Origin of the sequence: Shewanella sp. GD03713, assembly GCF_029843705.1 — a bacterium.
Classification (GTDB): domain Bacteria; phylum Pseudomonadota; class Gammaproteobacteria; order Enterobacterales; family Shewanellaceae; genus Shewanella.
In genome coordinates, this window is record NZ_JAOCIW010000001.1 from 3813784 (window position 1) to 3828170 (window position 14387).

The window sequence follows — 14387 nt, forward strand, 5'->3', positions numbered from 1 at the left end:
GCCCAAAGATCAACATAAAAACGGGAGACACTGTCTCCCGTTTTTATTCGCTAACTTAATTAACTGCTTAATTAACTTGCTTAATTAGCCGAGTTAAATCTTAAACTGCCCCACCAATTTACCCAGATTAATTCCTTCTTGAGACACGGTTTGACTCACCTTGGCCGCATCTTCACTGGAGTGGAGCAGCTCGTTAACGATCTCTTGGATGGCATAAACGTTACGGTTGATTTCTTCGGTCACAGAGCTTTGCTCGGTCGCCGCAGTCGCAATTTGGGTACTCATATCGTTAATCGCAGTCACCGCCGAGGTCACAGAGCCTAAGCTTTCCGAAATAGCGCGGGAAGAATCCACCGAGCGCACGCAGCTCTGCTGGCTCTCGTCCATGGTTTTGACTGCCAAGGCCACCAGCTTGTGGAGTTCTGAAAGCATTTCATTGATTTCTAAGGTACTTGCCTGAGTACGGCTAGCAAGATTACGCACTTCATCGGCCACCACGGCAAAGCCACGCCCCTGCTCACCGGCGCGGGCGGCTTCAATCGCCGCGTTAAGGGCCAGCAGGTTGGTTTGCTCGGCGATGCCGCCAATCACAGACAAGACACTGTTAATCTTTTGCGATTGCTCACTTAGGGACTTAATGCTGCCCGCGGCATTATTGATTTGCGCCATCAGTCCTGCAATCTCTTCGAGTGAGGCATCGACGCAGCGCTGCGCATTGGCCACATCCCCAGTCGCCGCTTGGGTCGCCTCGGCCACTTGGGTGGTATTTTGTGCGACTTCACTCGCGGTAGACGACATCTCGGTAATGGCCGTCACCACTTGGTCTGTCTCGTTATTGTGGCTCAGCAGTTGGCTCGACATCACTTTGGTTTGGTCATGAATCGCATTGGCGGCGGATTTCACCTTAGCCGTGGCGTTGGCCACATCGCCAATAATGGTTTGTAGCTTATCGACGAATAAGTTAAAGGCTTGACCTAACTGAGCAATTTCATCCTCGCCCTTCACGCTTAAGCGTTTAGTTAAATCCCCTTCCCCCTTGGCAATATCGTTCAGGCTGTCCGCCATATTTTTAATCGGCACCACCATACGATGGGCTGCAACCATAATGATAAAGGCCGTGATCCCTGTTAGCACGAGGGCAATTAACAGGATCATGAAGGATTTATCGGCCATTTGTTCGGTCACGGTTTGGCGGTAATCCTCCACCACGGCTTCGATATCGTCGATATAGGCCCCAGTACCTAACATCCAGTCGGTACCCGGAACCATCATCACGTAGCTAATCTTCTCGATTTGCTCGTTGGTATTGGGCTTTTGATAGTAATAGGAAAAGTTACCGTCGCCGCGTTTGGCCGCATCCAACAAACCGACGATGATCTTAGTACCGCGAGGGTCTGTCATATCGATTTTGTTTTGACCTTCGAGATTCGGCATTAAGGCGTGGAAAATGTTTTTACCTTGGGAATCATAAATAAAGAAATAACCAGCGCTGCCAAAACGAATATCACGCAGGGCTTGGTTCACATTGCCTTGGTCCTTGAGGGACAGTTGATATTGCACGATCCCGGCGGCAATTTCGGTCGCTTCTTTGATTTGTTGTTTACGTTCGCCAACCAGTTTAGTCCTAAAGGTCACCACTTCTTCCGCGAGGGATTCTTGTTCGACATAGTAGGAAACGGTCATGAGCACTAACAGGGTCAAAATGAGGGGAAACAAAGACAACAGCAGTAATTTATTACGCAGGCTTAAATTCGACATGCTTGCTTACTCCAGGGTGATCGAGCTTATATTTTTTTATATTTCTGAAGTATAGCCAAAACGGTGCAACATCTTTGGGTTTGACTTAACAAATATTGTATTAATTTGCACCAGCTAGCATGTCGATAATTGAGTTTAACCAAGCAATATCAATCCGATACCGCATACGCTAAAGCCAAGGACCAGCAGTAACATCTGCGGTTTAAAGAGCTTTAGCGCACCAAAACCGAGCAACACCACCGCCATATCCACGGCAGATAACACGCCCTGAGTAAACACGGGTTGATACAGCGCCGCCGCCAATAATCCCACCACACAGGCATTCACGCCCGAGAGCATGCCAGCAATCTTGGGTCTGGCGGCAATCGCGTGCCAACTCTTTAAGCCCACCAGCATCAATAAAAATCCCGGTAAGAAAATAGCGATGGTGGCAATAGCCGCACCGACAAAGGGATTGTCTAACATCATCTCGGCACCAAGGAAGGTCGCAAAGGTGAACATAGGCCCAGGCACAGCTTGGGCAAAGGCATAACCAGTGAGGAAACGATCACCGCTCATCGCATCGCCAACTGTGGTCTCAAGCAGTGGCAGCACCACATGGCCGCCACCAAAGACTAAGCTGCCGACACGGTAGAATTCGCCAAAGATCCCCGCCTCGGCGCCGAGGTTAATCGCAAAAAAACTCCCCGCAAACAAGGCGATAAATATAGCGAGGCTCAGGTAATTCAAGCGAATGGGTTCAGACTTTTGCACTTCACTCTCGCTCGCACTGAGGAATGACAAGCCTAAAAGCGCAGCAAGGATTAACAGCGCAATTTGGGTCCACAAGAATGGGAAAATCAACATAGCCGCGGCGCTGCCAAGCATGAGTAAACGCGCCGTTTTACGTTGGCAAAACTGGCTAAACATCGCCAGCACAGCGTCTGCCACCACCACGACCGCTAACAGTTTTAAGCCATGGACTATGCCCTGCATATAAAGGTTATCGAGCCAAGCGGCAGTCGTCACCGCCAGCAGATACATCAAGACAAAGGAAGGTAAGGTAAATCCGGCAAAGGCCGAGATGGCGCCGAGCAGTCCACCGCGATGATAACCAATGGCAAACCCCACCTGACTCGATCCCGGTCCCGGCATAAATTGGCTTAAAGCGACCAAGCTGGCATAGCGTTTATCATCGAGCCAGCCGAGTTCGTTAACAAAGGTTTGTCGAAAATAGCCGATATGCGCCGCCGGTCCACCAAAACTCATCAACCCAAGGGAAAAAAAACGTAAGAATATCTGCAGCATAAGCTTTGCCTTTCGATGCATAAAGTGAGCAAGATTATGCCACTAAAAAGACAATTTAATGAAAGTGAAATGTGAAATCTTCGAAGTATCGCGGATTCCATAAACAAAAAAGCCGGCAAAATCCATTTGCCGGCATCCTAAATTCAGGATAAATATCAATTGACTAGGAAGTCAAACCCATGATTAGTGAGTTTTTCTTCTTCTGATCAATGCACCGAGAGCCAGTAGCATAGATAAACCACCTAATGCACCACCGCTGCTATCTTTAGCTGGTGTTTCTGGTGTAGTCGGTGTTTCTGGTGTAGTCGGTTCAACACCATCGGATTCAACGGTCAGCATAAAGCTGGTGCTCGCTGCATCGGCTGGGTTTTCCACATCACTTACCGTCACAGTGACTTCTACGTCGCCGTGGAAGTTAGCTTCTGGTGTAATTGTGATAGTTGAACCTGAAGTATTGCCATTCACTACAGCGCTGATGTGCTCACCGGTTACGGTGATCTTGTTCACGCTATTTTGCTCATCGGCAAACACAACCTTCAGACCTTCTAAGCTCGTGTTTTCCGCAATCGTTTGGTCGGCAATAGCACCAATGCTGATATTGGATGGCACAGTCACAGTGTGGCTCATGCTGATGTCAGCCATACCTTCAACTTGGCTAACCGCATCAACCGTCAGTGCTTGGCCTGCAGCATTATTTTTCACGGTAGTCCATGCAGTCACTTCAAACTGTGACGACTCTGGGCCAACGTAGTCATAACACACGACTAAACCATTACTGATTTTGTCCTTCAGGTTATCGAAGGCGTATTGCTCACCGAGGTACTGCTGCAATGGACCATAGCTATATAAACCACCTTGGAAACCTTGTAGACCGATAGAACCACGACCATCTTGAGAACCAAAGTTGATATTGTCGTAGGCCATCATCATTTCGTATTCACCGTCGCCGAAGCGGGTGTTCACGTTGAAGATAAGCTCGAAGTCGAATCTATCGTCCTTCTCTTCCCATTGGTAAACACGGTTTGCATCGTATCCTAATGACTTATAAGAACGTGCATTATCGTATTCCAAGATACCCCAACCGGTTTGAGTACTCGCAATAGAGATACCCGAACGCTCAGCTGATGTATTGATCAATGGCGCACTCAGAATATCTTGAGTCGCACCCGCACCTAGGCCAAATCCACGCCACAACATACCGATAGAGGCATATGGGAAGCTGTTATATGGGAAGATGTCATGGTATGGGTAGAAGAATGGCTGCCCTTGGAATAAGGACACGATACCGTGACCACGAATTTCCAAAGCATTCTGCTTCCAAACGTTGATCTTGTCTTGGTTGTTATACAGGTGGAAACTGTCGAACGCACCACCAAACACAGTGCTGATTGGTAAGGTAATACCGTTGCGATACAGGATGTTATTATCCTTACCGCTGAGTGCCTTACCGTTAGAACCATACTCAACTGGCGCAAAACCACTGAAGATTGGGTAGATAGAGAACTCTTCTAAGTTCACGTAACCGCCTGGCTTCTTGTTACCAAAGTTTGGCGTACGGCACATAGCGTCATCAATGTTAGTGGTGACGTTGTAACGTGGCGCCAGATCGCTGGTATCGGGTTGAACACCGCTGATCGTCAGCTTGCCATTTTCCAGTTTCACATCTTGCACAATCGCGCTTGAAGAGCTCAGTACGTCCTCAGGGCGTAGGCTGAGTCCAGACGGAATGGTCGCGACAATGCTAAATGCACGGTCTGCACCCGTATCGTTAGGTTGCACTTCGAAGGTGAATGGAATTTGATCGCCAGCCACAGCCGCAGTTTGCGTTGCGTCTAAGTGAACATCATTTACGCCACGCTCGAGTTTAAAGGCGACTTTACCAATGTTACCGGCGTTAACCTCTGAGGTACCAAAGTCCAGTAACGAGTAGTACACGTCACCTTCTTTCATCTCTGGCATATCCCAGTTAACTTTGATATCGACAGGATCGCGACCATTGCTCGCAGGTACTTCAACACTCATATCGCTGGCAACTTGGTCCATTACAACGGTCGTCGCATATTGGAAGGTTTCTTCCAGCGCATTGTAATAGTTGTTCGCCGCAGTGCCTTTTCTTGGGTTGTAGAATAACGCCCAATACTGACCTTCTTCTGGTTGGTTAATATTACAGAAGTTGTTGTATTGGATGTGGTTAGACACACAGAGCAGTTCTTCGAAAGGATCGGCCTTACCGTTACCGTTATAGTCCTTACCGACATAAACGATCAGGTTGCCTTTATCTAACGTCGCGCTGAGATCAGACTTAGCCGTACCGAAAGATTCGACGATTAAACGGCGAGCATTTGCTGGCACATCAATCATTTCCACATGGGTAGCTTCGTCGATACGCTCATCCATACTGATGGTCATATCCGCATTGCTGCTCCATGGGAAGTTACCATCGTTATCTTTTGGCAGCACAACAGTTTTCACATCCGCTTTCACTGGGCTAAAGATACGACCATGAATGTTGTCACCTTCAGGTAAATCGATACCTTTGATCACAGCGTTTGCATCATTACGGTGAGCCACTGCGCTTAAGCGTCCTGGCATACCGTTTTTGTCGTATTTGAAGACTACAGGCCAATGCGCCTCAGAGGCTTTGCCGTTGGCTTCGGTGAAGATCAGGTTTGAATGCAGTTCCACTTCCGCGTTACTGAACCAATCTTGAGTATCCATGATCGATGCTTCGACCACGATATCCATGGTTTGACCCGCAGCTAGCGTAAACTCGCTTGGCGATACTTTAATAGACACACCGTTTTGCACTAACTGTGAACGTGAATCGACGCTCCAGTTAATCACATCACCGTTGGTCACACTCCAAGTACCGTCTTTAGTCGCCTTAATGGTACGGATCCATTGGCACTTAGGCTTACATTCAAAGTTCACTAACTGTGGAATGTTCAGCTTATGAACCGCGCCGCCGTTGTGTGGATCAGCCGCTTTAAAGCGCTCAACGGTTTCATCCATCACAAAGCCCGCATTCACAGCATTGGCCACGTTGATACGGCCAGTACCCGCACGGTAAGTTGAGGCTAAAGCCACATCACCATTCTTGTCATCCAAGCGATAGTAATGCACTTTGTTTTCAGCCGTCATCGCCAGCGCCGATTGGATTTCAGTTGCACTCCAACTTGGCTGAGCTTGACGTAACAAGGCCATCGAACCCGCCACGTGTGGCGATGCCATTGAAGTTCCGCTTAAGAAGGCAAAGTCACCCGATGCAGGTGAACCGCTAAATGGATGTTCATCAGCGAAGGCCGCGTAAATATCCACCCCTGGCGCCGCAACGGCAGGGATCAGCGCTTCTGGCGTCGATGGGCTTGGACCGCGAGAGGAGAATGCCGCTAACCAATCGGCACGTTCTGGATCCATTGTACGTTCGATGGTCGTGCCAGAAATGGTCAGCATGTGGTAGTTACCCTTTGCCAGCCAATCACTTAAACCATAACCCGCTAGGCCGTTATCATAACGACCGTCCCACTCTTCCTTAGTAATATGGATACTTGGAACAGAGTAAGAAGCCGTAGGCACCAGCGCATCGCCGTTCGCGTAGTTATACATGATCATGCCATCGGCGCCGCCCGCTTTAACGTTATCCGCCTTCGCGGAACGGGCAACACCGGCAGTGTCTGATAAGCTGTTACGCTTACACACGACGATCACATCCGTTGGGTTTCCGTCGCCGTCTTTCAGATCGAAGGTGCCCGCAGGGAAAGGTTTAGCACAGTATTCATCACCAAAGTTTTTAGCGTTAACCACCATACCCGTGACGGATGTAGCGTTGATTGCACCACCAATAATTTCGCTCCATTTTGGCACTTCGCTGCCACCCATAGGGTCAATCAGCTTAGTGGTGATTTCCACTTCGCGAGCGTGGGTGCTGGCCGCTACGTTCATTAACCATGGTGACGCGTGGTCAATCAGACCAAAATATTCTTTATAACCTGCTGGTTGGCCAGAGTTACCCGCCGCAACCGCAACGGAAATCCCCGCTTCACGAGCCGATAAGAACGCCAATTCCACATCGTCAACCCAAGGGTTTGAATCTTGACCACCGATGGAGAAGTTGATGACGTCAACGCCATCGTTAATTGCATCTTCAATACCCGCAATCAGCGCCTCACCCGGACAGCCCGCATTGAGCTGGTTGTCAGGATGACACACTTGGTAAGCGACGATGTTGGCATGGGGGGCAACACCACTCATGCGTGGGAACAGATTCGGTTTAATCACAGCGCCATCGGAAACGGCTTTGCCGCCTTCAGGGCTGACATAATCCACATCCAGCAGCACGTTACCCGCGGCGGTAGAGGCTACGTGTGAACCGTGACCTTGATAGTCTTCACCCACAGCTGGGCGAGTCGCACCATAAACACCGCTGGTGAAATTGTCGGTAATCACAGGATAAGAGCGAACGCCAATTAACTTGTCGTTACACATGGTCTCAAAACCGCTCTTAGTACAGTCACCTATATAGTTACCCGCACCCCATGGGTTGCTGTGCTTATAGCCATCGTCACCAACGGCCGCAAATGAGCGGTGATCAGAGTTAATCCCGGTATCGACGATACCAACGATAATACCTTCACCCTTGTAGGCACCCGCATCTGGCGTGGCTTCGCCCGACCAAATCTTGTCGGCTTGGATTAGCTCAGGGCCCGCATCCGATAATAGTTCATAGGTTTTTGAGCGACGAACCGAAGACACATTGGCTAATTGAGACACGCGCTGCGCCTCTTCCTGTGTCATTGCGATAGAGAAACCGTTGACCGCATTGGTAAATTGTTGACGTACTTGACGTGAACCCACGGTCGATTGAATGTCTGCAATCACTTGTCTTTGGCTGTCGAGTAAGCGGCTGCGATAATTCTTTACAGCGCTACTGGCGGGTTGACCGGCAACGAATAATTTTGAGTTTGACGATTTGCCAAAGGTTTTGCTGGTAGCTGAACTGGCGAGCAGTTCCGTACTAACTTGCGCCAGTGGTTTTTGATTGAGACGAACGATGTAAATCTGCTCACCCGTTAACCCTTCCTCAAATTCGAATTTGTTAGCTTGAGGAGTAATTTGTAGGTTTAGACCCACCCCAATATCTGAATCATCGATCTTGGCTTCTGGGGCATTTAATTTTGCAATTTGCTCTGGTGTTAACTGCAAACCTTTAAGTTGATGTACATCGCCTATGCTAGCAGCAGCCTGCATAGCACCAGCACCATAAAGGGCGGCAGCAATAGTACAAGTTAGTATTTTAAGCTTCACTTTGCTTTCTCCATTATTGTTATTGCGAGCCGTTTTTACGGGCCAGCTGCCTAGCGGCATACCATCTAAGCACTCAAGCTGGAGAAAACCTCAACACTTTCACGTAGCATTTTGTACAATCTGATAACACAAGAAAAACACAAAACTCACACATTCCTTTGCAGACAAAGATGTAGCATTTTGTAGCACTATGAATAATTATGCTTAAATTCTGTGAACAAAATGATAGGCTGAGGCTCGTCTTAATGCGGTTTAGCAAAGTATTTGAACAACATTGGGGATTATCTAAGAAGTGACAGTTAAGGTTAAAAAACGATTCTTACTGCTCGCACTACTAAGTCAGAGTGCCGCGCTGCAAGCTAAAGAAATTGAAACAGTTTCCGCCGGAGACTGGCAGATTTCCCTTGCCGCAGGTTATGGCGCGCTCGAAAACCCAAGGGCGAAGGTGGATAACGTCAACACTTGGATATTGCCCACTTGGTATTACTACGGTGAGAACTTTTATGTCGAGAACTTCACCTTAGGTTATAGCCTGTATGAGTCGGATAACTTTATTGTTGACCTGCAGACACGCTTTAATGAGGACGGTTTTTTCTACGAATTCGATGGACTGAATAAACTATTACTGAGTGATATTGTAGGTTATACCCCAGTGAAGCAGCCCATTAATCCAAAAGTCGTTAAATTTGAGGAAATTGAACGCAATCTTTCCTACCTAGGTGGAGTCAATACCACTTGGGTGACGCCCTATCTCGATGTGAGTCTCGGGTACTTCCACGATATTACTGGGGTGCACCAAGGTAATGAAATTCAGCTCAGGCTCAAACGCAGTCAGGCATTTTCTTGGGGCGCGCTCGGCTTGGAAGTGGGTGCGATTCGAAAAAGTGAAAACCTCGTCAGTTACTACTACAAACTGACCAAGGAAGAACAAGGTCCACTGCGTAGCAAATATCAACCCTCGGCCACCATCAATTACCATGCCCGTACCGTGGTCAATGTGCCCATTTTCGATAATGTGAATTTTGTTGGGATCCTCGAATATACCTGGTTAGGGCAAGAAATTACCGACAGTGTGCTGATCGATAAGTCCGGCTATTTGTCTGGCTTTGTAGGGTTTAGCTATGATTTCTAAACCCTACCATTCAAGCTCACTCTGGCTCACCTATTGTACCTATTGCAGCTTAATCTTGGCCTGCTTCGTCAGCCTGACGTCCCTGGCCGACGAGCTGAAAATCACGCCGAACACCTGTGCGGTCACCCTCGAAAAGCCCGACTGCCATTTAGACTTACTCATTGAGTATCAATCGGATATCCCTCAGTCACTCTGTGTGTGGCTCACTACGGAAGCGGTCGCACTCACCTGCTTTGAGGACAGTCTCGATTTTAAATACCAAGTGCAATTGACCCTCGAAAAAGATGCCTTATTTGAACTCAGGGATCCGCAAAGCAACCACATAGTGACCACAGCGTTAGTCAAAGTCGCTAAGTTTGAACCCGCCAATCCCAGAAGACGTCGCGGACTGAACTGGAACTTATTATGACAAGCGCGCCAATGTCCGAACCCCAATTGCAAATCCTGTTGATTGAAGACGACCAACCCCTTGCAGACTTGGTCTGTACCTATTTAACCCAAGAGGGTTATAAGCTTATCCACTTAGATAATGCCGAAGATGCACTCATTCGTCAGGACACCGATGATTTTGACCTCATCATTTGCGATGTCATGCTGCCAGGACAAGATGGCTTTAGCAGCTATCCGCAGTTGGCCGCGAGTTATCCCTGCCCGATTATCTTCCTAACGGCGCTCGATAATCATGCCGATCAAATTCGGGGATTAAATCTAGGCGCCTGCGATTACTTGCTCAAACCCGTGGTGCCGCCTTTACTGCTGGCGCGGATTAAGGCCAACCTGCGCAAACAACAATCCAGCAGCAGCCGCAGTAAACTTAAGCTACACGACTTATTTTTAGACCCAAACCTCCAGCAAGTGAATCTGGGGGATGAAGCCCTCTCCTTTACCACTAAAGAGTTTTCACTGCTGTGGATCTTCGCCCTGCACGCCGGCAAAGTGTTATCGCGGGAGTTTTTATTCGAACAGCTGGTCGGCCGCGAATATGACGGTTTAGACAGGGCCATAGATTTAAAAATCAGCCGCCTGCGTAAACGCTTAGATGAGCTCAATGTGCCGGGATTAGCCATTACGACTATTCACGGCAAAGGCTATTTATTCAATTATTTACCCAAAAAAGGCTAGGTTTAACCGAAATGAAATTTCAGTTCTACCGCTTGTTTATATTTTTATTGTTGTCCTGCGGATTAGTGATCTGGAGCTTTGGTGAACTCGCCGAGCATTTTGCCCACGATGAGTACAACTACCAAATCGACGTTGACGACCTGCTGCAAAACTATGATGAGCAGCTTCCGAAGATACAACGCCTCCCCATCGGCGCCCTCTCACTGCCGGAAAACTTAGAGGACTCGCTGCAACAGGGGGCGACCATCGCTCTGCGCCATAGCAGCAATGAACTCTATTATTACCACTTAGATAAAGACAAACAGCACATCTTGATGCTGGGCCCATTGCAAACCTCTGCGCCAAAAGAGCGTAATACTAGTTTGATTTTATTAGGGTTGTATTCATCACTCTGCTTAGTTGCCCTCTGGTGGATCTGGCCGGTATTTCGGGATCTTAACCATTTGCAGGAGGCTGCTATCGAATTTGGCCAAGCCCCGCGCAAACGCCCCAACGAAGTCCATAAACACTCGGCAATTTTCCCGCTTGCGAAGGCTTTTAACAGCGTCAGCCACCAAATCGTCGACTTTATCCAGATGCATAAGGAGCTGTCCCGCACCATCTCCCATGAGGTACGTACACCTCTTGCGCGGATGCGCTTTGCGCTGGAAATTATTCGGCCACAGATAGACAGCAATTACGCCAATCGCTTAAATGAAGATATCGATGATATTGAACAGCTTGCTGCAAATTATCTGTCTTTTGCCCGTCTAGAGCATAAGGAAGAAACCCTCAGCCAAGAGTCGCAAGCCATCAGCTTGTTTATGGAAAAACTGGCCCACAAATACGCCATCTACCAACCTAAGTTCAACATAGTGTTTCACCATGACTCGCAGCAGGCCCACTTCGACCCGATTGCGATGACGATTGCGATTCAAAACCTTATCCAAAATGCCATGCGGTTCGCCCAACATGACATCCATGTCCATTTCCATCAGCAAGGTGGCATAAATCGGCTCAGTGTCGAGGATGATGGTCCGGGGTTTGAGGGTAAAGGCAAAAAACTGGTGGCGGCCTTCGAGCGGGATAGCCAGCAAAGCGATACCAGTGGCTATGGTTTAGGACTATATATCGTTAAGAAAATTGCCACTTGGCATTATGGCACGCTGGAGTTAAGCCGCTCACAGGCCTTAGGCGGCGCCGAAATCAGCATTAGCTGGGACGATGCCTTAACACTTAAAGCTGAAACTGACGCCGAGTAATTGAGTGTAGAGGTTTAGTCTTTGACTAATAAGGCTAATACTTCGAAATGATCCGAGTGGGGAAAGAGATCGAACAACTGCACCTTAGTTAACCGATAACCTCGAATATGGCCGAGATCTTTGGCTAAGGTTTTAGGATTGCAGCTGGAATACAAAATCGCCTTAGGTGCAAACTCACTTAAGGAATGGCACAGAGACTCGCCGATCCCACGGCGCGGCGGGTTGACAATAATCAACTCGGGCTTAGTTTGCGCCGCATCGCCCTTGGCAAAGTCAGTGGAATCGAGTGCCATAAACTGTACTTTATCCAGCCCCATCAACTGCGCCGACATCTTAGCGCAGGCAATGGCTTCGGCCTCAATTTCAATCCCTGTCAATGGGATATCTTTAGCTGCACAGTGCAAACCAAAACCGCCCACACCACAAAATAAGTCCCAAAGGGAAGCTGGCGCAAAGTCAGCCACCCACTCACGGGCGGTTTGATACAGCTTTGCCGCCACCTGCGGGTTGGTTTGAAAAAAGCTCTTGGGACGAATAAACAAAGGCACATCGTTAAAGCGCTCTTCGAGGCGAGTATTTTCGGTTAGGAAAATCTCCTCCTCACCTTCCAAGATGGCCATATGAATAGGCTGCAAATTGACTGAGACGACTTTGATCTGCGGATATTCGGCCATCAGCGCTGGCAATTCACGCTCGATACGGGCGATGGCATCCCGCGAGCGCAGCACAAACCGCAGCATATACTCGCCACGCACTTGGCTGCGCGTCAGTAGGATAAATTTAAGCTCGCCCTTGGCCTTATCGACACGGTAAGGCGGAATACCTGCCTGCTGCACAAAGCGCTCTAAACGGTGGAGTAAGGCTTGCATATCAGCAGGATACAACAGACAGTCACACAGGCTCACCGCCTCGCCGCTGGGGCTGACAATCCCCAGTACAGGAGCATGGGCCGCGCCCAAGACGACCATTTTCGCCTTGTTGCGAAAACCACTGCTGTCACCTACCACCGGAGGTAAAAACTGCGCTTCGGCGTTATCGACAAAAGGCGCTAACAATTGCTGCAATTCTTGGGTTTTGGCCGACAGTTGCTGCGCCATAGGGAGCTTAATATGGCGACAGGATTGGCATTGGCCTCGTTCAAAATACCCACATTGTACTAATGTACTCACAGCATCGTACCCACAGCAGTGCCCGTCTATCTTATCTATTGAGATGGCGAGTGAAATTTGGATGACAACTGAAGCATAACAAACAGGATTGAGGCTCCAGTCAAAAAGCGCCACACTTTAGCGTTTTTATGCCGAAAAATCACCTTGAAGTGCAGCCTTGGCCGACTATCCGGCCCAGATTAACTTAATCTCAGGCTATCTACATCGGCGATGGGAGTGCGCTTCCCGAGTTTTTGTTCAATCCACTCAAGCACTTCGGCCGAGGTGCTCCTAAAGGTCGTGAGTTTTCCACCGTAGAGACTCAGTAATCTCGGGTGAGAAATCGAGGTTTGCATTAGGGTATCCCTTGGGCGCTCAAAGGCGGAGCTTGCCTGTTTAGGTAATACCCTCACGCCACAAAACGTCTGCACTATCTTAGTTTTGAGTTCATCAATCGAAGGTGACATAGGAAAGTAGTGCCGATAAATACCTAAAAGGTAATTTATTTCAGACTCAGTCACTTGGGGTGGTGTATCTAGAGATGTCAGCTCGGTTTCTGTGGTGCCAATTAGCAGTTGACCATACCAAGGCATCACAAAAATCACCCGCTTATCGAAGCAAGATTCTAAATATAAGATGCCGTCGGGGGCGGGTAAATCCAGTAGCAAATGCGCGCCCTGCACCCAATCCAGCTCAACACCAGCCAGTGGTGGTGACACCTTTGCCAGCACCTCATTCACCCAAGGACCGGCGGCATTAATCACCAACTTAGCCTCAGTCTGTTGCACTTCGCCGCGATGGCGAAAGCTTAAGTCAATTTGCTCACTCAGATGATTAAGCTGTAAAAACTCCGCCTCGGCATACACATGGGCACCCAATGCCTCGGCACTTCGCGCCACCGCTTGGGTCAGCAATTTATCATCGGTTTGCGCATCCCAATACTGGAATACCGCCTTTAACCCCGAGAGCTTAAGCCCTTTAAAACGATGCCAATGTACGGCGGGAATAGACACAAAGCGGCCGAGCGGATCAAATTCACTGAGTAGCGCATACAAACTCAAGCCCGCCCGAATCGTCCAAGGGTTACGCTGACTGTCTTGATAGACGGGAATATAAAAAGGCACGGGCTTGACTAAGCTGGGCGCGAAGTCGAGCAGATGGCGCCGCTCCTGCAAGGATTTGCGCACTAGGTTCACTTGTCCGCTTTCAAGATATCGCAAACCACCGTGGATCAACTTGCTGGAATTGGCCGAGGTTTGGCCGCCTATCTCGCCTTTCTCGATAAGCAGGGTCGAATACCCCGCCGCTGCTGCGTATTGGGCGATACCGACACCGCTGATCCCACCACCGATAATCGCAATATCGTATGAACTCATACCGACTTTATCCATCCCA

9 protein-coding genes are annotated in these 14387 nt (G+C 48.8%); 4 read left to right on the forward strand and 5 right to left on the reverse strand.

Translation table 11 applies throughout. The features are described 5' to 3' along the window. Positions 1–93 precede the first annotated feature (93 nt). The 3 genes from N5E87_RS16750 to N5E87_RS16760 all read right to left on the reverse strand — a co-directional run bounded on the left by N5E87_RS16750 (position 94) and on the right by N5E87_RS16760 (position 8349). Positions 94–1758, reverse strand: a complete 1665-nt coding sequence (locus N5E87_RS16750) for a methyl-accepting chemotaxis protein (protein WP_086902671.1) — start codon at positions 1756–1758, stop codon at positions 94–96. A 135-nt stretch (positions 1759–1893) separates the two neighbouring features. Beyond that, complete coding sequence (chrA, locus tag N5E87_RS16755) at positions 1894–3045, reverse strand: chromate efflux transporter (RefSeq protein ID WP_279775460.1); 1152 nt, start codon at positions 3043–3045, stop codon at positions 1894–1896. A gap of 183 nt (positions 3046–3228) precedes the next feature. Then, positions 3229–8349: a S8 family serine peptidase gene (locus tag N5E87_RS16760; protein ID WP_279775461.1), complete on the reverse strand. Its 5121-nt coding sequence runs from the start codon at positions 8347–8349 to the stop codon at positions 3229–3231. Between the two features lie 292 nt (positions 8350–8641). Between N5E87_RS16760 and N5E87_RS16765 the strand changes: the two genes are divergently transcribed. The 4 genes from N5E87_RS16765 to N5E87_RS16780 are packed head-to-tail and all read left to right on the forward strand — an operon-like array spanning position 8642 to position 11844. Then, a complete protein-coding gene (locus N5E87_RS16765; RefSeq protein WP_279775462.1) occupies positions 8642–9481 on the forward strand; it encodes a MipA/OmpV family protein in 840 nt (279 codons plus the stop codon). Further along, positions 9471–9890, forward strand: coding sequence for a DUF3019 domain-containing protein (locus tag N5E87_RS16770; protein ID WP_089067088.1), 420 nt, complete (start codon positions 9471–9473; stop codon positions 9888–9890). Before N5E87_RS16765 ends, N5E87_RS16770 begins: the two co-directional genes overlap by 11 nt. Further along, on the forward strand, positions 9887–10603 hold the full coding sequence (locus N5E87_RS16775) for a response regulator transcription factor (RefSeq protein WP_089067087.1): 717 nt from the start codon (positions 9887–9889) through the stop codon (positions 10601–10603). The genes N5E87_RS16770 and N5E87_RS16775 overlap by 4 nt, the downstream gene beginning before the upstream one ends. 11 nt (positions 10604–10614) lie before the next feature. Beyond that, positions 10615–11844, forward strand: a complete 1230-nt coding sequence (locus tag N5E87_RS16780; protein WP_279775463.1) for an ATP-binding protein — start codon at positions 10615–10617, stop codon at positions 11842–11844. A gap of 14 nt (positions 11845–11858) precedes the next feature. On the opposite strand, the gene rlmC is transcribed toward N5E87_RS16780, so the two are convergent. After that, complete coding sequence (rlmC, locus tag N5E87_RS16785) at positions 11859–13013, reverse strand: 23S rRNA (uracil(747)-C(5))-methyltransferase RlmC (RefSeq protein WP_279775464.1); 1155 nt, start codon at positions 13011–13013, stop codon at positions 11859–11861. Positions 13014–13192: 179 nt separating this feature from the next. Then, positions 13193–14368 (reverse strand): FAD-dependent oxidoreductase, encoded by a 1176-nt coding sequence (locus N5E87_RS16790; protein WP_279775857.1) that lies wholly within the window; start codon positions 14366–14368, stop codon positions 13193–13195. Positions 14369–14387: the final 19 nt, after the last annotated feature.